The organism is Pseudomonas sp. B1-22, from assembly GCF_050474425.1.
In the GTDB taxonomy this organism is placed as follows: domain Bacteria; phylum Pseudomonadota; class Gammaproteobacteria; order Pseudomonadales; family Pseudomonadaceae; genus Pseudomonas.
The window spans coordinates 456,060-478,507 of the sequence record NZ_JBCHVH010000001.1 but is presented as its reverse complement, the minus strand read 5'-3'; the positions used below and the strand labels follow the sequence as shown (position 1 = coordinate 478,507).

Annotated in this window: 18 protein-coding genes; 2 read left to right on the top strand and 16 right to left on the bottom strand. The window is 65.6% G+C overall.

All coding sequences use genetic code 11. From position 1 onward, the window contains the following. Positions 1–10 precede the first annotated feature (10 nt). The 15 genes from purF to leuC form a co-directional block, all read right to left on the bottom strand. Positions 11–1,516, bottom strand: coding sequence for an amidophosphoribosyltransferase (gene purF / locus ACQ5BL_RS02355; RefSeq protein ID WP_207884324.1), 1,506 nt, complete (start codon positions 1,514–1,516; stop codon positions 11–13). 105 nt (positions 1,517–1,621) lie between these two features. Continuing rightward, positions 1,622–2,164 (bottom strand): CvpA family protein, encoded by a 543-nt coding sequence (locus tag ACQ5BL_RS02350; RefSeq protein ID WP_207884323.1) that lies wholly within the window; start codon positions 2,162–2,164, stop codon positions 1,622–1,624. A gap of 104 nt (positions 2,165–2,268) precedes the next feature. Beyond that, positions 2,269–2,937, bottom strand: a complete 669-nt coding sequence (locus ACQ5BL_RS02345; RefSeq protein WP_243808896.1) for an SPOR domain-containing protein — start codon at positions 2,935–2,937, stop codon at positions 2,269–2,271. 18 nt (positions 2,938–2,955) lie between these two features. Next, entirely contained in the window at positions 2,956–4,236 is a 1,281-nt protein-coding gene (gene folC / locus ACQ5BL_RS02340) for a bifunctional tetrahydrofolate synthase/dihydrofolate synthase (protein ID WP_207884321.1), read from the bottom strand. Continuing rightward, positions 4,233–5,108 carry an acetyl-CoA carboxylase, carboxyltransferase subunit beta gene (accD, locus tag ACQ5BL_RS02335; RefSeq protein ID WP_243808897.1) on the bottom strand — a complete coding sequence of 292 codons (876 nt, stop codon included), beginning with the start codon at positions 5,106–5,108 and terminating at the stop codon, positions 4,233–4,235. The genes folC and accD overlap by 4 nt, the downstream gene beginning before the upstream one ends. A 245-nt stretch (positions 5,109–5,353) precedes the next feature. Further along, positions 5,354–5,977 carry a phosphoribosylanthranilate isomerase gene (locus ACQ5BL_RS02330; protein WP_243808898.1) on the bottom strand — a complete coding sequence of 208 codons (624 nt, stop codon included), beginning with the start codon at positions 5,975–5,977 and terminating at the stop codon, positions 5,354–5,356. A gap of 57 nt (positions 5,978–6,034) precedes the next feature. Next, entirely contained in the window at positions 6,035–6,892 is an 858-nt protein-coding gene (truA, locus tag ACQ5BL_RS02325; protein ID WP_243808899.1) for a tRNA pseudouridine(38-40) synthase TruA, read from the bottom strand. A 19-nt stretch (positions 6,893–6,911) separates the two neighbouring features. After that, on the bottom strand, positions 6,912–9,767 hold the full coding sequence (locus ACQ5BL_RS02320; RefSeq protein WP_243808900.1) for a FimV/HubP family polar landmark protein: 2,856 nt from the start codon (positions 9,765–9,767) through the stop codon (positions 6,912–6,914). 168 nt (positions 9,768–9,935) lie between these two features. Further along, the gene (locus ACQ5BL_RS02315) at positions 9,936–10,943 is read right to left on the bottom strand and encodes an aspartate-semialdehyde dehydrogenase (protein WP_243808901.1); all 1,008 of its coding nucleotides are present in this window, start codon (positions 10,941–10,943) and stop codon (positions 9,936–9,938) included. A 101-nt stretch (positions 10,944–11,044) separates the two neighbouring features. Continuing rightward, positions 11,045–12,256, bottom strand: coding sequence for a type IV pilus assembly protein FimV (locus ACQ5BL_RS02310; RefSeq protein WP_243808902.1), 1,212 nt, complete (start codon positions 12,254–12,256; stop codon positions 11,045–11,047). Positions 12,257–12,494: 238 nt separating this feature from the next. Next, positions 12,495–13,607, bottom strand: a complete 1,113-nt coding sequence (asd, locus tag ACQ5BL_RS02305) for an aspartate-semialdehyde dehydrogenase (RefSeq protein ID WP_243808903.1) — start codon at positions 13,605–13,607, stop codon at positions 12,495–12,497. An 80-nt stretch (positions 13,608–13,687) separates the two neighbouring features. Next, positions 13,688–14,770, bottom strand: coding sequence for a 3-isopropylmalate dehydrogenase (leuB, locus tag ACQ5BL_RS02300; protein ID WP_243808904.1), 1,083 nt, complete (start codon positions 14,768–14,770; stop codon positions 13,688–13,690). A 71-nt stretch (positions 14,771–14,841) separates the two neighbouring features. Then, on the bottom strand, positions 14,842–15,606 hold the full coding sequence (locus ACQ5BL_RS02295) for a class I SAM-dependent methyltransferase (RefSeq protein WP_243808905.1): 765 nt from the start codon (positions 15,604–15,606) through the stop codon (positions 14,842–14,844). Between the two features lie 32 nt (positions 15,607–15,638). Beyond that, entirely contained in the window at positions 15,639–16,283 is a 645-nt protein-coding gene (leuD, locus tag ACQ5BL_RS02290; protein ID WP_243808906.1) for a 3-isopropylmalate dehydratase small subunit, read from the bottom strand. A 12-nt stretch (positions 16,284–16,295) separates the two neighbouring features. Beyond that, positions 16,296–17,723, bottom strand: a complete 1,428-nt coding sequence (gene leuC, locus ACQ5BL_RS02285) for a 3-isopropylmalate dehydratase large subunit (RefSeq protein WP_243808907.1) — start codon at positions 17,721–17,723, stop codon at positions 16,296–16,298. A gap of 166 nt (positions 17,724–17,889) precedes the next feature. On the opposite strand from leuC, the gene ACQ5BL_RS02280 reads away from it, so the two are divergent. Continuing rightward, positions 17,890–18,783, top strand: a complete 894-nt coding sequence (locus ACQ5BL_RS02280; RefSeq protein WP_207884309.1) for a LysR family transcriptional regulator — start codon at positions 17,890–17,892, stop codon at positions 18,781–18,783. A gap of 109 nt (positions 18,784–18,892) precedes the next feature. Continuing rightward, a complete protein-coding gene (locus ACQ5BL_RS02275; RefSeq protein WP_243808908.1) occupies positions 18,893–21,757 on the top strand; it encodes a sensor domain-containing protein in 2,865 nt (954 codons plus the stop codon). A gap of 14 nt (positions 21,758–21,771) precedes the next feature. Here the strand turns inward: ACQ5BL_RS02275 and ACQ5BL_RS02270 are convergent, their stop codons facing one another. Continuing rightward, positions 21,772–22,395, bottom strand: a complete 624-nt coding sequence (locus ACQ5BL_RS02270) for a helix-turn-helix domain-containing protein (protein ID WP_243808909.1) — start codon at positions 22,393–22,395, stop codon at positions 21,772–21,774. Between the last annotated feature and the right edge of the window lie 53 nt (positions 22,396–22,448).

The window sequence follows — 22,448 nt, the reverse complement described above, 5'->3', positions numbered from 1 at the left end:
ATCGTTTAAATCAGTCGTTGTACAGATCGATGATGGCGCTGACCGCGGCACCCTTGCTCTTGGTCGCGTCGTTGCGCGCCTGGTCGATCTTGTTCAGATAGGCTTCGTCGACGTCGCCGGTGACGTATTCACCGTTGAACACGGCGCAGTCGAAGTGATCGATCTTGATCTTGCCGCCCTCGGTGGATTCGATCAGGTCCTGCAGGTCCTGATACACCAGCCAGTCGGCGCCGATCAGCTCGCAGACCTCTTCGGTGCTGCGGTTGTGGGCGATCAGCTCGTGGGCGCTCGGCATGTCGATGCCGTAGACGTTGGGGTAGCGCACCGCCGGGGCGGCGGAGCAGAAGTAGACGTTCTTCGCGCCGGCCTCACGGGCCATCTGGATGATCTGCTTGCAGGTGGTGCCGCGAACGATGGAGTCGTCCACCAGCATCACGTTCTTGCCGCGGAATTCCAGCTCGATGGCATTGAGCTTCTGGCGTACCGATTTCTTGCGCGCGGCCTGGCCGGGCATGATGAAGGTACGGCCGATGTAGCGGTTCTTCACGAAGCCTTCGCGGAATTTCACGCCCAGGCGGTTGGCCAGTTCCAGCGCGGCGGTGCGGCTGGTGTCCGGGATCGGGATGACCACGTCGATGTCGTGGTCCGGACGCTCGCGGAGGATCTTGTCGGCCAGCTTCTCGCCCATGCGCAGACGCGCCTTGTAGACCGAGATGCCATCCATGATGGAGTCCGGACGCGCCAGGTAGACGTGCTCGAAGATGCACGGCGCGTATTGCGGGTTGGCTGCACACTGGCGGGTGAACAGCTTGCCGTCTTCGGTGATGTACACCGCTTCGCCCGGCGCCAGGTCGCGGATCAGGGTGAAGCCGAGGACGTCCAGGGCCACGCTTTCCGAGGCGATCATGTATTCCACGCCGTTCTCGGTGTGACGCTGGCCGAAGACGATCGGGCGGATCGCATGGGGATCGCGGAAGCCGACGATGCCGTAGCCGGTGATCATCGCCACCACGGCGTAGCCACCGACGCAACGGGCATGCACACCGGCAACCGCGGCGAAGACGTCTTCCTCGGTGGGCTGCAGCTTGTTGCGCACCGCCAGCTCATGGGCGAACACGTTGAGCAGCACTTCCGAGTCGGAATTGGTGTTCACGTGGCGCAGGTCGGATTCGTAGATTTCCTTGGCCAGCTGCTCGACGTTGGTCAGGTTGCCGTTGTGCGCCAGGGTGATGCCGTAGGGCGAGTTGACGTAGAACGGCTGCGCCTCGGCGGAGCTGGAGCTGCCCGCGGTGGGGTAGCGCACGTGGCCGATGCCGATCTTGCCGACCAGGCGTTGCATGTGACGCTGCTGGAAGACGTCACGGACCAGGCCGTTGTCCTTGCGCAGGTACAGGCGGTCATCCTGACAGGTGACGATCCCCGCAGCGTCCTGGCCACGATGCTGGAGAACGGTGAGCGCGTCATAGAGCGCCTGATTGACGTTCGACTTGCCCACGATACCGACGATGCCACACATGCGACGCAACCCCTAGTTGGTTTCAGGCTAAAACAATCCGTTACTCGGCAGTATCCACCGGACCTGCCGTTACGGCGACGGCTTCCCGTCGCCTCTACCCGCCCGTCACTGGGCCGGCAGCAAAGTACCCGCTCCGGACGGCGGAGCGATGGTAACGCCGGACATCCAGTGCCCGGCAAAGGTCAGAATGGTGTTCTTCGACCAATCGGCGACGATCAGGAAGTGTGGCAGCAGCACCGATTGCTGCCACCACGGGTCCTGTTGCACCGGCGCCAGGCTCAGCAGTCCGACCAGCAATACGACCAGCAGCACGCCACGGGCGCCACCGAAGACCATCCCGAGCACACGGTCGGTGCCGGACATGCCGGTCACGCGCACCAGCTCGCTGATGAGGAAATTGACGAGTGCGCCCAGCAGCAGCGTGACGACGAAAAGAATGGCGCAAGCGGCGATGACGCGCCCTGAGGGCAGCTGAATGTAGGGTGCGAGATGCTCGGCCAGGGCGCCGCCGAACATCCAGGCGACCGCACCGGCTACGATCCAGGTGACCAGCGACAGGGCTTCCTTGACGAAACCACGGCTCAAGCTGATCAGGCTGGAAATGACGATGATGCCGATCATCGTCCAATCGACCCAGGTAAATGCCACGTTGCGGCCCAGAAACGGAAAGGCCCCGCATTTTAGCAGAGGCCTTCGATTTAGAAGAGCCCCAGTTTGACATGGGGCTGATTGAGTCAGACTAACGAAGCGGTTCAGCCGCGTTCAGGCTGGAAACGCACCACGAAGCCATTGAGCTTTTGCTGCTTGCCCAACTGGTCGCGCAGGCGGTCCGCCTCGGCGCGCTCGACCACCGGGCCGACGAACACCCGGTTCATGCCGTCGAAGCTGCGCACGTAGGCGTTGTAGCCCTGGCTGCGCAGCTGCTTCTGCAGTTCGTCGGCGCGGGCGCGGTTGGACAGGCTGGCCAGTTGCACCGACCAGCTCACCGGCAGGTTGCTGGCATCCAGGCGCTGTGCCGGAGCGGGCGCCGGGGCTGGAGCCTGCGCCTTGGGCGCGGTATTGGCCTGGGCCGGCTGCGGCGCGGGAGCAGCGGGCTTGGGCGCGGGCGCTATCGGTTGGGCCGGGGCCGCCTGCACAGGCGCACTGGCGACCGGCGCCGACGGCGCGGGAGCGGTTGGTACGGGAGCAACGTCCGGTTGCGGGGCTGCGTCGGCTTCCTCGGCCTGCGGCTCCGGCACCTCGGTGGGCTGCACCTCGACACTGGGCATGGCCGGCGGCTTGGGCATCACCGGCGCCTCGACCACGACCTGACGCATCTCGTCCTCGCGGGTAAACAGCATCGGCAGGAAGATGATGGCCAGCGCCAGCAGCACCAGCGCACCGACAACCCTCTGCTTGAGCCCCTTATCGAGCAAGGCCATGAATCACTCCCCTTATCCTTATCGAGCAGCCCTGACGAGCCACTCCAGGGCATCCGCCACGCTGTAGAACGAACCGAACACCAGAATCTCGTCGTCCGCCGAAGACGCATCGCACTGCGCTTCGAGCGCCGCGGCGATGTCCGCATGACGACTGACGCTCGCGCCACGGGCACGCAGCGCAGCTTCCAGCTCTTCCGCCGGCCGACTGCGACCGGTGGGCAGCGGCGCGACGGCCCAATCCTGCACCAAGCCGAGCACGGGTTCCAGTACGCCGTCCAGATCCTTGTCCGCCAGCAGGCCGAATACCGCACGACGCACGCCCTTGGGCGGCGCCGCACGCAGGCGGCCGGCCAGGTACTGGGCCGCATGCGGATTGTGCCCCACATCCAGCAGCAGATGGCGCTCCTCGCCCCGCCAGTGCACGGTACGGCGATCCAGGCGCCCGGTCACGCGAGTACGTTGCAGAGCGGCGATCAGTTGCTCCGGCTGCCACGGCAGGTCCATGAGGGCATAGACCTGCAAGGCCAGCGCCGCGTTCTCCATCGGCAGATCGAGTGACGGCAGGTTATGCAGGGTCAGCGCTTCCCCGGCGGCATTGCGGCCGCGCCAGTGCCAGTCGCCCTCGCCCAGGGCCAGGTCGAAATCGCGACCGCGCAGCACCAGCGGCGAGCCCAGGCTGCGCGCCTGCTCCAGCAAGGGGGCCGGCGGCTCCAGGTCGCCACACACGGCTGGCTTGCCGGCGCGGAAGATCCCGGCCTTCTCGAAGGCCACGCTTTCGCGGGTATCACCCAGCCAGTCGGCGTGATCGATACCGATGCTGGTGACCACGGCGACGTCGGCGTCGACCAGATTCACCGCATCCAGGCGACCACCCAGGCCGACTTCCAGCACCACGGCATCGAGGCCCGCGCGCTCGAACAGCCAGAAGGCCGCGAGGGTGCCCATTTCGAAGTAGGTCAGGGAGATTTCGCCACGGGCCGCCTCGACGGCGGCGAAGGCTTCGCAGAGCGCTTCATCGCTGGCTTCGACACCGTCGATGAGCACGCGCTCGTTGTAGCGCAGCAGGTGCGGCGAGCTGTACACGCCGACGCGCAGGCCCTGCTCGCCGAGCAGGGCGGCGAGGAAGGCGCAGGTGGAACCCTTGCCGTTGGTGCCGGTGACGGTCACCACGCGGGGGGCGGGACGCCCCAGCCCAAGCCGGCCAGCTACCTCACGGGAGCGGTCCAGCCCCATGTCGATTGCCGTGGGGTGGAGTTGTTCGAGATAGCTGAGCCAGTCGGCAAGGGTACGTTGGATCATCCTGCGAGCGCGGTACTTGGAGTGTGGGTGAACTTGGCGAGCAGCTTGGCCAGACGCTCACGCATTTCGGAACGGTGCACGATCATGTCGATGGCGCCGTGTTCCAGCAGGAACTCGCTGCGCTGGAAGCCTTCGGGCAGCTTCTCGCGCACGGTCTGCTCGATCACGCGCGGGCCGGCGAAGCCGATCAGGGCGCGCGGCTCGCCGACGATCACGTCGCCGAGCATCGCCAGGCTCGCGGAAACGCCACCGTAGACCGGGTCGGTCAGCACGGAGATGAACGGAATGCCTTCTTCGCGCAGGCGGGCCAGGGCGGCGGAGGTCTTGGCCATCTGCATCAGGGAGATCAGCGCTTCCTGCATGCGCGCACCGCCCGAGGCGGAGAAGCAGATCATCGGGCAGCGATGCTCCAGCGCGTAGTTGGCGGCACGCACGAAGCGCTCGCCGACGATGGAACCCATGGAACCGCCCATGAAGGAGAACTCGAAGGCGCTGGCCACAACGGGCATACCCATCAGCTTGCCGCTCATGGAGATCAGCGCATCCTTCTCGCCGGTGTCTTTCTGCGCGGCGGCCAGGCGGTCCTTGTACTTCTTGCTGTCGCGGAACTTCAGACGATCCACCGGCTCCAGCTCGGCACCGAGCTCTGCGCGGCCTTCTTCGTCGAGGAAGATGTCCAGGCGGGCACGGGCACCGATGCGCATGTGGTGATCGCACTTCGGGCAGACGTCCAGGGTCTTTTCCAGCTCGGGCCGGTACAGCACCGCTTCGCAGGACGGGCACTTGTGCCACAGGCCTTCCGGAACCGAGCTCTTCTTCGCCTCGGAACGCATGATGGAAGGGATCAGCTTGTCTACCAGCCAGTTGCTCATGCTCTCGTCTCCAGTGCAGGGGCACGGCCTGTCGCCATGCGCGTGTCCCTGAGCAAATTCATCGTCGCGGTTCCGGCCTCAGGACCCGAACCCCTCGCAAACACAGGCGCCGCCAAAAGCGTCGCCACGAATACACCACTCGATACGGGGCGTCAGTGACTTGCACCGACGACTCCCAGCGCTCCCAGGCAGCGATTGGGTAGTGGACGGCGGCAATCCGCACGTCGTCACATGAAGATTCCGCGTCACGCCACCGACCGGCACTGGGCGATGAAGTCACGGATCTTCTGCGCGTCCTTGATGCCCTTGCTGGCCTCGACACCGCCGCTGACGTCCACCGCATAGGGCCGCACCTGGGCGATGGCCTCGGCCACGTTCCCGGGCGTCAGCCCGCCCGCCAGGATCAGGGGCCGTTTCACATCCCTGGGTACCAGCGACCAGTCGAACGCCTGGCCGGTGCCACCGGGAACGCCTTCCACGTAGGTGTCGAGCAGGAAGCCGCTGGCCTGTGGATAGTTCGCGATCTGCGCCGCCACGTCGTCGCCCGGTTTCACGCGCAGGGCCTTGAGATACGGCCGGTGCCAGCCGGAGCAGGCTTCGGGCGTTTCGTCGCCGTGGAACTGCAGGATGTCGAGCGGCACCGCGTCGAGAATCTCCCCCAACTCGCAGCGACTGGCATCGACGAACAGGCCGACCGTGCTGACGAAGGGCGGCAGCGCGGCGATGATCGCCCTCGCCTGCTGGACGCTGACCGCACGCGGGCTTCTGGCGTAGAACACCAGGCCGATCGCGTCGGCGCCCGCCTCGGCGGCGGCCAGGGCATCCTCGACTCGGGTAATACCGCAGATTTTGATGCGAACGGCGGACAAGATGCAGCAACCTTCAGGCAAGTGATCGATCGATGGTAGCAAATGACCCTGGCATCGTCAGCCAAGGATATCGGGCAAACTTGAAAGGAAATGTGGCCCCAGGTAGCGCTCGGGCAGCTCGAACTCTTCCGGGTACTCCACACCCACCAGGTACAGCCCGTACGGGTGCGCCGTAACGCCACCGGCGCGGCGGTCGCGTGCCGCGAGCACTTCTCCAGCCCACTCCACCGGGCGCTCGCCGGCACCGATGGTCATCAGCACGCCGGCGAAGTTGCGCACCATATGGTGCAGGAAGGCGTTGGCGCGGATATCCAGCACGATGAAGCGGCCATGCTCGATCACCTCCAGGTGATGCACGGTCTTCACCGGCGACTTGGCCTGGCACTGCACGGCGCGGAACGAGGTGAAGTCGTGGGTGCCGACCAGCGCCTTCGCTGCTTCGCGCATGCGCGAAACGTCCAGCGGGCGGTGGTTCCAGGTGACTTCCTCGGACTGGTGCGCCGGGCGGATCGGGTCGTTGTAGATCACATAGCGGTAACGCCGCGCCATGGCGGTGAAGCGCGCATGGAAATGCGCCGGCATCACCTTGGCCCAGGTCACGCTGATGTCGGCCGGCAGGTTGGCATTGCTGCCCATGATCCAGGCCTTCAGCGGACGCTCGACAGCGGTATCGAAATGCACGACCTGGCCGCTGGCATGCACGGCGGCATCGGTGCGCCCGGCACAGATGATCGACACGGGCTCGTCGGCCACTTTCGACAGGGCTTTCTCCAGGGCTGCCTGCACCGACGGTACGCCATCTTCCTGGCGTTGCCAGCCGCGATATCGGGCACCTTTGTATTCGACGCCCAGGGCAATCCTGGAAACGCCAGCGGCGGCCACTTCGGCCGCCGCTTGGGGTAGTGCTTCACTCATCTATCTGGAGCCTTCAGGCTCAGGCGATACGCCCGAGCAGTTCACGCGCTTCCTGCTGCTGATTGTCATTACCTTCGGCGAGCACTTCGTCGAGGATATCGCGGGCACCTTCGGTGTCGCCCATGTCGATGTAGGCACGCGCCAGGTCGAGCTTGGTGGCGGCCTCGTCGGCACCGGAGAGGAAATCGAACTCGTCGTCGTCCTCGGCATTTTCGCCGGGTACGTCGAGATCATCCAGCGCAAAGTTCGCTTCCGGCTCCGCTTCCGGCGCCTTGGGTTCTTCAACGTCGCCCGCCAGGCGATCCAGCTCCGCACTCACCTCGTCGAGCTGGGCGGAGAAACTGTCGTCGGCCTTGACCGGCTCAGGCTCGTCGCCCGGCAGGGAAAGATCGAAGTCATCCGGCAGGTCGGCCAGGGACGGCGTCGCGCCGTGATCCTTGTCGAGGGAGAACTCCTCCGCACTGACACTGGACAGCGAGGTCGTGTCATCGTCCAGTCCCAGCAGGAAGTCCTCTTCCGGGGACGACGGAGCATCCTTCTCCAGGTCGAGGCCGAAGTCGGCCAGGTCGTCGGACAGCGATACGTCCGCCGGCTTGGCGGCCGGCTCCTCGTTCAGGTCGAGGTCGAAGGCGAAGTCGTCGTCCGCCTTGGCCGGCTCGGCGACAGGCGCGTCGAATGCCAGGTCGTCGTCCAGGTCGAAAGTGTCCAGTGACAGCTCGTCGCCCTTGCTCTCGACCGGCGCCACAGGCTTGTCGGCGTCCAGTTCGAGGTCATCCAGCGCCAGGTCGAAGGCGTCGTCGAGATCTCCCACCAGGGGAGCCGATTCGGCGACGGGTTCCGGCTGGGCCGGCGAATCCAGATGCAGATCGTCGAGACCGAAGCTGCCGAACTCCTCGGCAGCTGCCACGGCGGCGGCGCCCGCCGCACCGGCGGCAGCCAGCGCGACCATGCCCGGATAACGGGACTTCAGCTGCTCGACCTGAGCGTCGGCGCCGCCCATCTCGCGCAATTCGTTTTCCTGCCGGGCGAAACCTTCGCGGTCACCGATCTCGGCATACACCTCCATCAGCTTGAGACGCAGATCGGCGCGCTGCGGCTCATCGTAGATGGCGCCCTGCAGGAGTTCGGCAGCCTGGTTGAAGCGGCCGTAGGCGATGTAGATATCCGCTTCAGCCAGGGCATCGCTGGTCTGCGCGGCAACACGTTCCGGAGCCGACGCCGCCGGAGCGGCCACTTCGGCAGCCTGCGGAACGTCGAGGGAGTCGAGGTCGCCATCACCCAGGTCGAGGTCACCGCCCAGACCATGGTCGTCCGCGTCGGACGCGGCTTCCAGTTCCTCACGCTCCTTGGCGGCGCGGCGGCGGGAAATCACCATCAGCAGCACGAGCAGCGCCAGCACGGCGCTACCACCGATGGCCCCCAGCCAGATCGGGTTGGCCAGGATTTCATCAATGAAGCTTTCCGAGACGGGCTCGACAGGAGCCGGAGCAGGAGCCGGTTTTGCTGCAGCGGGCTTGGCGGCTTCGGGTGCCGGAGCCGGCGGGGCAGCCGGAACCGCAGGAGCTGCCGGCGCATTGGCCTCAGGCGCGACGGGCGCCGCCGGCTCGCTCGGTTGAGCGGGCGCGGCAGGTTGAGCAGGTTGGGCCGGAGCGGCGGATTGCTCGGGAGCGGCGGGCTGAGGAGCGGCAGCGGAAGAGTCCGCCGCCGGCGCCTGGGCTGCGCCTTGCGGCGCGTTGCCGAGCTGGCTCTGCAGCTTCGCCAGCTGGGCATCCTTCAGCTCGATGAGCTTCTGCAGCTTGTCCATCTGGCTTTTCAGGTCGCCCATGCGACTCTGCAGCTCTTCGTTCTCGCGGCGGGTGGTATCCAGGCTTTCCTGGGTGACGGCCAGCTTGTCGGCAATGGCCTTGCCGTCCTTGCTGCCCTTGTCGCCGCCCTTGGCCTTGCCGTTCTCGCCGGAGACCAGGCGCAGGCTGTCCTTTTCCTCGGCCTGCGACGGCGCGGCGCCTGCGTTGGCGCGCGGCGTGGCATCCAGCTGACGGGCACCGCCGGTGGGCAGGCTGCGCCCTTCGCGCCAGGCGGTGTACTGCTGGGTCACTTCGGCGGCCGCATCGGGCTGGGTACGCGACTTGATCTGCTCCGCATCCGGCAGGCGCAGCACCTGGCCGCTCTTCAGACGGTTGATGTTGCCGCCGAGGAAGGCGTCGGGATTGAGGTCCTGGATCGCCAGCATGGTCTGCTGGACCGTAACGCTGTTGTTCGGACGCGCACGCGCTGCGATTTCCCACAGGGTGTCGTTGCGGCCGGTACGGTATTCGTTGCCTTCCAGACGACGCGAAGACGGTGCCGACGCAGCGGCTGGGCGCGGGGACGGCGCGGCGGCCGGACGCGGCGCGAGCGGAGCCGGCTGGCGGTAAACCGGCGCGGGGGCGGCCATGGGCGCGCGCGGCGCGGCAGCGGCGGCGGTCTGCGGGGAATACAGCGGCGGATCGAGCAGCACGGTGTACTCACGCAGCACACGGCCACTGGGCCAGAGCACCTCGACCAGGAAGTTCAGGTAGGGCTCCTGGACCGGGCGATCCGAGGTCACGCGAATGACGCTCTTGCCGTTCGGCTTGATGACCGGGGTGAACTTGAGGCCGGTGAGGAAGTACTGGCGATCGACGCCCGCCTTGTTGAATTCCTCCGGCGAGGCCAGCTTCGGCACCACCTCGCCCTGGGCAAGATCACGGACTTCGACCAGGTCGATCTCGGCATCCAACGGCTGGTTCAGAGCCGAACGCAGGTGGATGTCACCCAACCCCAGTGCATGCGCCATGCCCGTGGTCAATGCCGAAGCAGCCGCGATTGCCTGCACCAGTTTACGAAGCCGGATCATATTTTAATCCCTTGTTTTAATAGCTTTTTCTGGATTAGAGCGAAGTCTATTAGGTTGTCGCTGCCCATGATGCCCGGCGTTTTCACGTCTGGAATCCCCCCTGTCAGCGCCAATCCCAGCCAGTATTGTCAAGCTAGAATACTTCTTCAAATATTCGGTAAGTATCTTTTACAGATAGTGTTTTATCAACAATTCGCCCAAGTTCACAGCATTCAGCGCTGCGCCTTTTCGTACATTATCTGACGCAATCCACAAATTCAGTTTGCACGGATTTGTCAGACCGGGACGCAGGCGACCGACATAAACAGTATCCTGCCCCTGCGCATCACCGATGACAGTCGGATAATCGTCTTCGACCCGCTCGATGCCGGGAGCGTTGTCCAGGGCCGCCTGCACCGCTTCCAGCGAAACCGGTGCGGCGCTGGTGATCGACAGCATCAGCGCATCGCCGAAGAACACCGGCGCCATGGCACAGGTGACATCCAGCGCGCCGTCCAGCCCGGGGAAGAGTGCGATCAGTTCCGCCGCCATGCGCCGCTCCAGTGCCGAATGGCCCTGCTCATCCACCGCACCGACCTGGGCCAGCATGTTGAAGGCGTATTGCCGATCGAGGAGCCTGGGCTCCAGCGGGCGAGCGTTGAGCAACTCGGCGGTCTGCCGGGCCAGTTCCTGAACCCCCTCGCGCCCCAGCACCGAAGCGGAAAGGCAGGCGGTGACGCTCAACTGGCGAACCTCAAGCACGTCTCGCAGCGCGGCGAGCACTTCGGCGACTTCCGCCGCCGGCGCACAGGGCGCCGCGATTTGCGCCGGCAGGCTGAGCTGCTCCAGCGCCTCGCCGTTGGCCGCCGGCAGGACGACCGGGGACTGCCCGGCCAGCGCCGCGCCGCTCAGGTCGATCACACTGCAACCGGCCGCCAGCGCTTGGGTGGAACACTCACGGGCGGCATCGGCGGTGATGGAGAGGAAGGCCAGACGGACTTTGGCGAAGTCGAAATCGGACAACTTGCCGACGCGCACATTGCGCCCACGGTATGCCACCGATTTTCCGGCGGATTCGCCGGTGGCCAGCAGATACAGGGTGCCTACGGGAAAGTCCCGCTCTTCCAGCAGTTCGACCAGTGCCTCGCCCACAAGTCCGGTGGCGCCTACTACGGCGATGTCGATGGTTTCAGGCATCCAGTGTCTCGCGATATCAGGGAAGTAAACTGCGCTGCACTTTACTTGCCCCCCAACGGCGAGGCAATCGAGTGCCTCGCCGCCCATCGCTGCAGGATGGACTAAGGGTGCGGAGTGCTTTCCGAAGTCTGGGCAGCCACGATGGACTCACCTTGCACTGGAGCGGGAGCCGCACCCGGCGCCGCGGGTGGAGCAGCCTTCGCGGAGGCGCCGGCCGGTTTCCCAGCCCGGTCCTGCTCCGCCAGCCGGGCAATCAGGCTGGCGATCTGCGCGTCCTTCAGCTCGACCAGTTTGTTCAGCTTCTCCATCTGGCTCTGCAGGTCGGCGATCCGGCTGCGCATTTCATCGCCTTCACGGCGGGCGCTGTCGAGCCCTTCCTGCAGCACGGCGAGCTGCTCGGCGTCGGCCTTGTCCTTCTGGTTGGCCGCGCGCCCCGACACCAGGCGAAGGTTATCGCGCGTCTCGGCACTGACCGGCGCAGCGCCCGCCTCGGTCCTTTTCGTCGCGTCCATCTGCCGCCCCTGCGGCAGCACGGCCTGGCGGCGCGCCTGCCACTCACCGTTCTGCGCCTCGATGCGCGCCACGGCCTGTGCATGGCTCTGTGCCCGCACCTGCTGTTCATCGGGCAGGCGCAGCACCTGCCCCACTTTCAGCCGATTGGCATTGCCATCGACGAAGGCGTCCGGATTCAGTTGCTGGATCGCCAGCATGGTCTGCACCACCGACACACTTGAGGACGGTCGATTGCGCGAAGCGATATCCCACAGGGCGTCGTTACGCTGGATGCGATAGGAGTCCGACACCGGTGCTGCCACCGACGGTGCCGCTGCCAACAACGGCGCAGCCTGAGGGGCAGGCACGACCGCCGGACGCGTGGCCATGGTCGCCGGCGGCATCACTGGCGTCGCGACGTAGCTCGGCGGGTCGAGCAGCAGCGTGAACTCCCGCACCAGGCGCCCCTGCGGCCAGACCACCTGCAGCACGAAGTTGACGTAGGGTTCCTGGATCGGGCGCAGCGAAGTGACGCGGATGACACCGCGACCGTTCTTGCCGATGTCGGAACTGAAGCGCAGGCCGGTCACCAGTTGGCTGCGGTCGACGCCCAGGCGTTCGAAGTCCTGCGGGGAGGCAAGGCTGACCACCACCTCCTCCGCATTCAGGTCACCCGCGCCGCGCAACTCAATGTTCGCCGACAGGGTCTGCCCGAGGACCGCCCGCGATGAAATCTCACCCAGCTCCAGCGCACCGGCGGTACCCGGCAGGAAGGCCGAGGCGATGGCCGCCGCCAACAAGAATCCGTGAATCCGAGACATCCTCTCCCCCGCGGCAAGTATCCGATTGGCCGGCACGAAGAAGGCGCGCCGAAACCTGGGCTGCGAGGATAGCGACTGGTTCCGGGCTGCTTTTCCGGGTCCGTCACAGAACACCGCGAATTCACGGGAGAACCCCGCAGAAACCCCGGACTTAAGCCATTTTTGTGCGGGAGATCACTTGCCGCAGAAAGCACGACGCCGGCACAAGGCCGGCGTCGTGGAATTCACAGCGAACGGATCAACGTTCGAGGAGGATGCGCAGCATGCGGCGCAGCGGCTCGGCGGCGCCCCACAGCAGCTGGTCGCCCACGGTGAAGGCACCGAGGAACTGCGAGCCCATGTTGAGCTTGCGCAGACGGCCGACCGGAACGCTCAGGGTGCCGGTGACAGCCGCCGGAGTCAGTTCGCGCATGCTGATCTCGCGCTGGTTGGGCACCAGCTTGACCCAGGGGTTGTGCTGGCTGATCAGGCCTTCGATGTCGGCCATCGGCACATCCTTGTTCAGCTTGATGGTCAGCGCCTGGCTGTGGCAGCGCATGGCGCCGATGCGCACGCAAATGCCGTCCACCGGGATCGGGCTCTTGAAGCGGCCGAGGATCTTGTTGGTTTCCGCCTGGCCTTTCCACTCTTCGCGGCTCTGGCCATTGGGCAGCTCCTTGTCGATCCACGGGATCAGGCTGCCGGCCAGCGGTGCGCCGAAGTTCTCGGTCGGCATGGCGTCGCTGCGGATGGCCTCGGCGACCTTGCGGTCGATGTCGAGGATGGCGCTGGACGGGTTGGCCAGGTCGTCGGCAACGGAGGCGTTGATCGCACCCATCTGCTTGATCAGCTCGCGCATGTTCTGCGCGCCGGCGCCGGAGGCCGCCTGGTAGGTCATGGCGCTCATCCACTCGACCAGGCCGGCTTCGAACAGGCCGCCCAGAGCCATCAGCATCAGGCTGACGGTGCAGTTGCCGCCGATGTAGTTCTTGGTGCCGGCGTCCAGCGACTGGTCGATGACCTTGCGGTTCACCGGGTCGAGGACGATCACCGCGTCATCCTGCATGCGCAGGCTGGAAGCGGCGTCGATCCAGTAACCCTGCCAGCCCGCTTCGCGCAGCTTGGGAAAGACTTCGTTGGTGTAGTCGCCGCCCTGGCAGGTCAGGATGACGTCGAGGGTTTTCAGTTCCTCGATGCTGTAGGCGTCTTTCAGAGGGGCAATGTCCTTGCCAATGGACGGACCTTCGCCACCCACGTTGGAGGTGGTGAAGAACACCGGCTCGATCAGGTCGAAGTCCCGCTCTTCCAGCATCCGCTGCATGAGCACCGAACCGACCATGCCACGCCAACCGATCAGACCTACACGCTTCATCGCTACTACACCTTCAAATATTTAGAGGGCCGTCGCTCCCGCTTTCCTGCAAGGGGCCGGGAGCGAGCGAGCCGGAGAGATTACAGATTCCGCAGAGCCGCGACTACCGCATCGCCCATTTCGCGGGTACCAACCTTGGTGCAGCCTTCGGACCAGATATCGCCGGTGCGCAGGCCCTGGTCCAGGACCAGGCTCACAGCCTTCTCGATGGCGTCGGCAGCGGCGCCCTCGTTGAAGGTGTAACGCAGCATCATCGAGACCGAGAGGATGGTCGCCAGCGGGTTGGCGATGCCTTTGCCGGCGATGTCCGGCGCGGAACCGTGGCACGGCTCGTACATGCCCTTGTTGTTCGAATCCAGAGATGCAGAAGGCAGCATGCCGATGGAGCCGGTGAGCATGGAAGCCTCATCCGACAGGATGTCGCCGAACATGTTGTCGGTGACCATCACGTCGAACTGCTTGGGCGCGCGGACCAGCTGCATGGCGGCGTTGTCGACGTACATGTGCGACAGCTCGACGTCCGGGTAGTCCTTGGCGACCTCCTCGACCACTTCACGCCACAGCTGGCTGGAGGCCAGGACGTTGGCCTTGTCCACCGAGCACAGCTTCTTGCCACGCACGCGGGCCATGTCGAAGCCGACACGGGCGATGCGGCGGATTTCGCTTTCGCTGTACGGCAGAGTGTCGTACGCCTGGCGCTCGCCGTTCTCCAGCACGCGCTGCTCGCGGGGCGAGCCGAAGTAGATGCCGCCGGTCAGTTCGCGGACGATGAGGATATCCAGGCCTGCGACCACTTCCGGCTTCAGGCTGGAAGCGCCAGCCAGTTGCGGATAGAGGATGGCCGGGCGCAGGTTGCCGAACAGGCCCAGTTGCGAACGGAGCTTGAGCAGGCCGCGCTCGGGGCGGATGTCACGCTCGATCTTGTCCCACTTCGGGCCGCCCACGGCGCCCAGCAGGATGGCATCGGACTTGCGCGCGCGCTCCAGGGTCTCGTCGGCCAGCGGCACGCCGTACTTGTCGATGGCGGCGCCACCCAGGTCGTCGTGGGTCAGTTCGTAGCCCAGCTGGAACTTGTCGCTGGCCAGCTCCAGGACCTTGATCGCCTCGGCCATGATCTCCGGGCCGATACCGTCGCCGGGCAGAACCAGAATCTGTTTGCTCATCGCTTATATCCTTTGGCAAATAACGTATCGCCCCGGGCGGCTCGCACCACCCGGAGCGCTCAAGAAAGTGTTCAGCGCTCCGCCCAGAGCACCAGCACGTCGGTGCTGAAGGAGCCCTCGGCGTCGATCTCGAAATACTCGCGCACCTCATCGCCCACCGAAAGCTGCAGGGCACGAATGGCCTGGCGCATCACTTCGGGGGTGCGCATGCGCTCGACCCAGGAGGTGAACTCCAGGCGCAGGCGCTGGCGTTTGGCGGCGGTGACCGCAAGCCCCGCCTCGCCGACCAGACGCGCCCACTCCGACGGGGAGTAGTCACGCACATGGCTGGTGTCGCGCAGGACTTCGACAGTCTGCAGATGGGTGTCCAGCAGAGGCAAGCCCGGCGCCGCCACATCGATGAAGCAGGCCACGCCACCCGGCTTGAGCACCCGGCGTACTTCGCGCAGCGCCTGGCCGACATCCCGCCAGTGGTGCGCAGAATAGCGGCTGAAGACGAAGTCGAACTCGCCATCCGCGAACGGCAATTGCTCGGCAGCGCCACAGCGGGTGGAGATGTTGCCCAGGCCACGCTCGGCGGCGGCCGAGGCCACCACGTCGAGCATCTGCTGGGACAAGTCATAAGCCACCACCTCGCCGGCCAGCGGCGCGACGTTGAAGCTCACGTGCCCTGCCCCGCAACCCAGGTCCAGCACACGGGCACCGGTGGTCGCCGACAGTCGCTCGCGCAGCTGGGCGAATTCCTCGCCCTGGGCGTGTACGGCGCTGGTCAGGTAAGCGTTGGCCTGGGCGCCGAACTGGCGCTGGACCACGTGCTCGTGACGACTCTCGGTCATGCTGTTCTCCTTACGGGGTGGTGCAACGCCAATCAGGCGTCGCGGAACAACCAGGGCTGGTTCTTCTTGTAGCCGGCTTCGAAACTGCGGATGGCGTCGGCGTCCTGCAGGGTCAGGCCGATATCGTCCAGACCGTTGAGCAGGCAGTGCTTGCGGAACGCGTCCACTTCGAAGCTGTACTGCTTGCCGTCCGGACGGGTGACGGTCTGCGCGGCGAGGTCGACGGTCAGCTGGTAACCCTCGGTGGCTTCGCACTGGGCAAACAGCTCGTCCATCTCTTCATCTTTCAGGATGATCGGCAGCAGGCCGTTCTTGAAGCTGTTGTTGAAGAAGATGTCGGCGAAGCTCGGAGCGATCACAGCGCGGAAGCCGTACTCGTCCAGTGCCCACGGCGCGTGCTCGCGGGAGGAGCCGCAACCGAAGTTCTCGCGGGCCAGGAGCACGCTGGCGCCCTGGTAGCGCGGGAAGTTGAGGACGAAGTCCTGGTTCAGCGGACGCTTGGAGTTGTCCTGGTTCGGCTGGCCCACGTCGAGGTAGCGCCATTCGTCGAACAGGTTCGGGCCGAAGCCGGTGCGCTTGATCGACTTGAGGAATTGCTTGGGGATGATCTGGTCGGTGTCGACGTTGGCGCGGTCGAGCGGCGCGACGAGGCCGGTGTGCTGAGTAAAGGCTTTCATTTATAGGTCTCCTCAGGCCTGCATCAATTCACGTACGTCGATGAAACGACCGGTCACGGCAGCCGCGGCGGCCATCGCCGGGCTCACCAGGTGGGTACGACCACCCGCGCCCTGGCGGCCTTCGAAGTTACGGTTGGAGGTGGAAGCGCAATGCTCGCCGCTCTCCAGGCGGTCCGGGTTCATCGCCAGGCACATGGAGCAGCCCGGTTCACGCCATTCGAAGCCGGCTTCGATGAAGATCTTGTCCAGGCCTTCCTGTTCGGCCTGGGCTTTCACCAGGCCGGAGCCCGGCACGACCAGCGCCTGCTTCACGGTGGCGGCGACCTTGCGGCCCTTGGCCACGGCGGCGGCAGCGCGCAGGTCTTCGATGCGCGAGTTGGTGCAGGAGCCGATGAACACGCGGTCCAGCTGGATGTCGGTGATCGCCTGGTTGGCGTTCAGGCCCATGTACTTCAGCGCGCGGACGATGGAATCGCGCTTGACCGGGTCGGCTTCCACGGCCGGGTCCGGCACGTTCTGGTCGACGGCCAGGACCATCTCCGGGGAGGTGCCCCAGCTGACCTGCGGCTTGATGTCCTCGGCACGCAGCTCGACGATGGTGTCGAAATGCGCATCAGCGTCGGAAACCAGGTCGCTCCAGGCTTCCACGGCCTTGTCCCAGTCACTGCCTTGCGGCGCGAAAGGACGGCCCTTCACGTATTCGATGGTCTTCTCGTCGCACGCCACCATGCCGACGCGGGCGCCCGCCTCGATGGACATGTTGCAGATGGTCATGCGGCCTTCCATGGACAGGTCGCGGATGGCGCTGCCGGCGAACTCCAGGGCATGGCCGTTGCCGCCCGCGGTGCCGATCTTGCCGATCACCGCGAGGACGATGTCCTTGGCGGTCACGCCGAAGGGCAGCTTGCCTTCCACGCGGACCTGCATGTTCTTCATCTTCTTGGCGACCAGGCACTGGGTGGCGAGCACGTGCTCCACCTCGGAGGTGCCGATGCCGTGGGCCAGCGCACCGAAGGCGCCGTGGGTCGAGGTGTGCGAGTCGCCGCAGACCACGGTCATGCCCGGCAAGGTCGCGCCCTGCTCCGGGCCGACCACGTGGACGATGCCCTGGCGGACGTCGTTCATCTTGAATTCGAGGATGCCGAAGTCATCGCAGTTCTCGTCCAGGGTCTGGACCTGGATGCGCGACACTTCGTCGGCGATGGCTGCGAGGCCGCCCTTGCGCTCGACCTGGGTGGTCGGCACGTTGTGGTCCGGGGTCGCGATGTTCGCGTCGATGCGCCACGGCTTGCGGCCGGCCAGGCGCAGGCCTTCGAAGGCCTGCGGGGAGGTCACTTCGTGGAGGATGTGGCGATCGATATAGATGAGCGACGAACCATCGTCACGGCGCTTCACCTCGTGCATTTCCCAGAGTTTGTCGTAGAGCGTCTTGCCGGCCATCAGAGAATCCTCATCAGCGTATTTCTATGCCCCTCGGGCTTGTGGGGATGATGCTATGGAATGGCGACGAATAACTCAAATTCATATTTTTTATCCGAAGGATTCCCACAAGGAATACGGTGCGTTATAAAAGTCAGGCGCCGCTTCCAGAGCGCAGGGAGTCGACATGGACCTGACCAGCCTCAACACCTTCCTCGCCATTGCCGAATCCGGCAGCTTCTCTGAAGCCGGCGAGCGCCTGCACCTGACGCAGCCCGCCATCAGCAAGCGCATCGCCGCCCTGGAAAACCAGCTGGGCGTGCGCCTGTTCGACCGTGTCGGCCGCGAAGTCACCCTGACCGAATCCGGCCGCGCCCTGCTGCCGCGGGCCTACCAGATACTCAATGTACTGGACGACACCCGCCGCGCCCTGACCAACCTCAACGGCGAGGTGAGCGGCCGGCTGGTCCTGGCCACCAGTCACCACATCGGCCTGCACCGCCTGCCGCCACTGCTGCGGGCCTTCACCAAGGCGCACCCGCAGGTGGCGCTGGACATCCAGTTCTGCGACTCGGAAGTCGCCTATGAAGAGATCCTGCATGGCCGCGCCGAGCTGGCGGTGATCACCCTTGCCCCGGAAACCGCCGAGCCGGTGCGCGCAGTGCCGGTGTGGGACGACCCGCTGGACTTCGTCGCCGCCCCCGAGCACCCGCTGTCGGTGCAGGGTCCGGTATTCCTCGCCGACGTGGCGCGACACCCGGCGGTGTTCCCCGGCGGCAACACCTTCACCCACCACATCGTGCGGCGCATGTTCGAGGCCGAGGGCCTGACGCCGAACATCGGCATGAGCACCAACTACATGGAGACCATCAAGATGATGGTCTCCATCGGCCTGGCCTGGAGCGTCCTGCCGCGCACCATGCTCGACGACAGCGTGGTCCGCCTGCCGCTGCAGGACATCCAGCTCAGCCGCCAACTGGGCTACATCCTGCATACCGAGCGCACGCTGTCCAACGCCGCGCGGGCCTTCATGCGCCTGCTCGACGCCCAGGCGGCCGGGCTTGCACCTGCCGCGGCCTAGCCTCTATTGTTCTGGCATAACTAGAAGAACAAGGGGCCCGAATGCCCGTCCGCACGCCACTTCGCCACCGCCTCCCGGGCGGAATCGGCTTATTGTCGGAGAGCGATGCATGACCCGACACGCCTCCTTCTCCGCGCCCGAATCCGAAGGCCAGGACCAGTACGCCAAGGCTTTCCATACCGGCCCCGACGCCATGGTCATCACCGACCGGGACAGTGGGCGCTTCCGCGAGATCAACGCCAGCTTCACCGAGCGCTTCGGCTGGAGCCGCGACGAGGCCATCGGCCAGACCTCCCTGCAACTGGGCATCTGGCGCAGCCTGGACGAACGCCAGCGGATGCTCGATACCATCGATGCCGAGCAGCGCATCGACGGTTTCGAAGTCACCCTCCTCACCCGCGAGGGCGAAGAACGCAGCGCTCGTGTCTACGGCTGCCAGATCGAACTGCAGGGCCATATCTGCCTGGTCCTGACCATCCGCGACATCACCCGTCTGCGCGCCCAGGAACAGGCCCTGCGCGACAGCCAGGAGCGTCTCGACCTGGCGCTGGACTCAGCACAGCTGGGCATCTGGGACTGGGACATTTCCTCCGGGAGGATCTACGGCTCCCCCCGCGCCGCCGAACTCCACGAACTGCCGGCGCGGGACTTCCATGGCCCCTTCGGCGAGTTCTTCGCCTGCGTCGACGACGCCGACCGCCGGCGCATGCGCCAGGCCTACGCGCGCCTGGCCAAGGGACCGGACAACGACTACCAGTTCACCTACCGCGCCCAGCTCAAATCCGGCGAGGTGCGCTACCTGGAGAGCCGCGCCCGGCTCTACCGCAACGCCGACGGCAAGCCACTGCGCATGGCCGGCACCCTGCTCGACATCACCGAGCAGGTGGTGCGCGAACGCAACCTGGAAGCCTCCGAGGAAAAGTTCGCCAGCCTGTTCCAGGGCAGCCCCGACCCGATCTGCGTGACACGGGTGCGCGACGGCGAGTTCATCGAGATCAACCCGAGCTTCTGCAGCACCTTCGGCTGGCGAGCCGAGGAAATCATCGGCCAGTCGTCGCACCTGATCGCCTTCTGGGCGGACAACCAGCTTCGCGAGCGGCTGTTCGAGCAACTGATGCGCGACCACTCGCTGCAGAACATCGAGGTGCAGTTCCTCACCCGCGAGGGCCGGCCCATCACCTGCATGGTGGCCAGCCGACTGATCTGGGTCGATCGCCAGCTGTGCATCCTCTCCACCTTCCGCGACGTCACTGGCCGCCTGCAGGCAGAGGCGGAGCTGAAGGCCAGCCAGGAGAAATTCTACAAGGCGTTCCACTCCAGCCCCGACGCCATCACCATCACCGAGCGCAACAGCGGCCGCTACATCGAAGTCAACGAAGGCTTCCATCGCCTGACCGGCTTCCGCCCCGACGAGGTCACCGGACGTACGTCGGTGGAACTCAACATCTGGGGTGATCCGGAGGAGCGGACCAAGCTGCTGGCGGCACTCGACCGCGATGGCTATGTACATCACCTGGAAATGCGCGGCCGGCATCGCGATGGCCAGATCAAGACGGTGGATGTCTCGGTCGAACCCATCGACCTGGGCGGGACGCCCTGCCTGCTGCTGACCGCCCGCGACACCAGCGAGTTGCGCGAGGCGGAAGCGCGCATCCAGCACCTGGCCTACCACGACGCCCTGACCGACCTGCCCAACCGCGCCCTGCTGATGGACCGCCTCAAGCAGCAGATCTCCCTGCTGCAACGCCACAACCTGCGCGGTGCGCTGCTGTTCCTCGATCTGGACCACTTCAAGCACATCAACGATTCGTTGGGGCATTCGGTGGGCGACACCATCCTGCAGATGGTCACCGCGCGCCTGGAGGCCAGCGTGCGCCAGGAAGACACGGTGGCACGGCTGGGCGGCGACGAATTCGTGATCCTCTTGACCGGCATCGACGGCAGCCGCCTGGAAACCGCGCGCCGCGTGCGTCAGCTCGCCGAGAAGCTGCGCGACCTGCTGGCCGAGCCCATGCTGCTGGACGGACACCGCCTGCAGATCACCCCGAGCATCGGCATCGCCCTGATACCCGACGACGGTGCGACCCCCGAAGACCTGCTCAAGCGCGCGGACATCGCCATGTACCGCGCCAAGGACGCCGGCCGCAACACCGTGCAGCTGTTCCACGCCTCCATGCAGAAGGCCGCCAGCGAGCGCCTGCGCCTGGAAAGCGGCCTGCGCATGGCCATCGCTCGCCGTGAATTCAGCCTGCACTACCAGCCGCAGATCGACTCCCGCGGCGCGCACATCGTCGGCGCCGAAGCCCTGTTGCGCTGGGAACACCCGACGCAAGGCCCGCAATCGCCGGCCAGCTTCATCCGCGTACTGGAAGACAGTGGGCTGATCGTCGAAGTGGGCCGCTGGGTCATCGAGGAAGCCTGCCGCACCTGTGCACGCCTGCTCGCCGAAGGACGGATAGACCCCGAGGACTTCTGCCTCAGCGTCAACATCAGCCCCCGGCAGTTCCGCCAGAACGATTTCGTCGAGCGCGTCCTCGACAGCCTGCACAAGGCCAAGCTGCCCGCGCGCCTGCTGAAGCTGGAGATCACCGAAGGGATAGTCATCCAGCAACTGGAAGACACCATCGCGCGCATGCAGCGCCTGCGCGAAGCTGGCGTGCGCTTTGCCATGGACGATTTCGGCACCGGCTACTCCTCGCTCACCTACTTGAAGCGCCTGCCAGTGGACAGCCTGAAGATCGACCAGAGTTTCGTGCGCGATGCGCCAAACGACAGCAACGACGCCGAAATCGTCCGCGCCATCATCGCCATGGGCCACAGCCTGGGCCTGGAACTGATCGCCGAAGGTGTGGAAACCCCGGAGCAGCTGGCCCTGCTGGAAGAGCAGGGCTGCCACCTGTACCAGGGCTACCTGTTCAGCCGGCCGGTGCCGCTGGAAGCCTTCATCGACCTGCTGCCGCCCCGCTGCTTCTGAAGCGCTGCGCCCGGTCAATCGGCCGGGCGCAACTCCGACATCACCACCATCACCTGCGCCTCATCCGCCTCACCGTCATTGAGGTAGAGGTGGCCGACGCTGCTGTCGAAGTAAGCCGTCTCACGCGGGCCGATGCTCACCGACTCGCCCGTCTCGAACTGGATGCGCGCGCGCCCGGACACCACCAGGGCGAATTCCTGGCCGGGATGACGGACGAAATCGTCGAACTCTCCCACTTCGCGGGCGAAGATGCGCGCGTACAGCGGAGTCATGCTGCGCTGCGGGAAGTCACCGGCGATCGGGTAGTACTCATAGCCCCCGGTGTCGTAGCCGGCGGCCTCATCGACGCGGGTCTTCACGAAGGTTTTCAGCCCGGACTGGGCGCCGACGGACGGTAGCGGGCGGAACAACTGGGCGATATCCACCTGCAGCGCGCGGGCCGCCGCCGCCAGCTTGTCATAGCTCACCGCGACCTGTGCCAGCTCCATCTTCGACAGCGTGGAAACCGCCACGCCAGACAGGTCGGAGAGCTGCTTCAAGGTCAGTTTCCGTTGCTTGCGCACCGCCCTCAGGCGCGCGCCGACTTCGTTCCGATCCAGTTGCTGCGGCTTGGGCTGGGCTTGGGCGATTTCGCTCATGAGACATCTCGAAAGTGAATGCGGAAAGTTTACCGGGCCTTGCCTTGGCCGCA

Excerpts from the sequence above, each read along its gene's own strand:
- ACQ5BL_RS02315 (WP_243808901.1), bottom strand. The coding sequence starts at position 10,943 with ATGCCTGAAACCATCGACATCGCCGTAGTAGGCGCCACCGGACTTGTG.
- accD (WP_243808897.1), bottom strand. The coding sequence starts at position 5,108 with ATGAGCAACTGGCTGGTAGACAAGCTGATCCCTTCCATCATGCGTTCC.
- ACQ5BL_RS02275 (WP_243808908.1), top strand. The coding sequence starts at position 18,893 with ATGACCCGACACGCCTCCTTCTCCGCGCCCGAATCCGAAGGCCAGGAC.
- purF (WP_207884324.1), bottom strand. The coding sequence starts at position 1,516 with ATGTGTGGCATCGTCGGTATCGTGGGCAAGTCGAACGTCAATCAGGCG.
- ACQ5BL_RS02280 (WP_207884309.1), top strand. The coding sequence starts at position 17,890 with ATGGACCTGACCAGCCTCAACACCTTCCTCGCCATTGCCGAATCCGGC.
- truA (WP_243808899.1), bottom strand. The coding sequence starts at position 6,892 with ATGAGTGAAGCACTACCCCAAGCGGCGGCCGAAGTGGCCGCCGCTGGC.
- leuB (WP_243808904.1), bottom strand. The coding sequence starts at position 14,770 with ATGAGCAAACAGATTCTGGTTCTGCCCGGCGACGGTATCGGCCCGGAG.
- ACQ5BL_RS02320 (WP_243808900.1), bottom strand. The coding sequence starts at position 9,767 with ATGATCCGGCTTCGTAAACTGGTGCAGGCAATCGCGGCTGCTTCGGCA.
- ACQ5BL_RS02345 (WP_243808896.1), bottom strand. The coding sequence starts at position 2,937 with ATGGCCTTGCTCGATAAGGGGCTCAAGCAGAGGGTTGTCGGTGCGCTG.
- ACQ5BL_RS02310 (WP_243808902.1), bottom strand. The coding sequence starts at position 12,256 with ATGTCTCGGATTCACGGATTCTTGTTGGCGGCGGCCATCGCCTCGGCC.
- leuD (WP_243808906.1), bottom strand. The coding sequence starts at position 16,283 with ATGAAAGCCTTTACTCAGCACACCGGCCTCGTCGCGCCGCTCGACCGC.
- leuC (WP_243808907.1), bottom strand. The coding sequence starts at position 17,723 with ATGGCCGGCAAGACGCTCTACGACAAACTCTGGGAAATGCACGAGGTG.
- ACQ5BL_RS02295 (WP_243808905.1), bottom strand. The coding sequence starts at position 15,606 with ATGACCGAGAGTCGTCACGAGCACGTGGTCCAGCGCCAGTTCGGCGCC.
- ACQ5BL_RS02270 (WP_243808909.1), bottom strand. The coding sequence starts at position 22,395 with ATGAGCGAAATCGCCCAAGCCCAGCCCAAGCCGCAGCAACTGGATCGG.
- asd (WP_243808903.1), bottom strand. The coding sequence starts at position 13,607 with ATGAAGCGTGTAGGTCTGATCGGTTGGCGTGGCATGGTCGGTTCGGTG.
- folC (WP_207884321.1), bottom strand. The coding sequence starts at position 4,236 with ATGATCCAACGTACCCTTGCCGACTGGCTCAGCTATCTCGAACAACTC.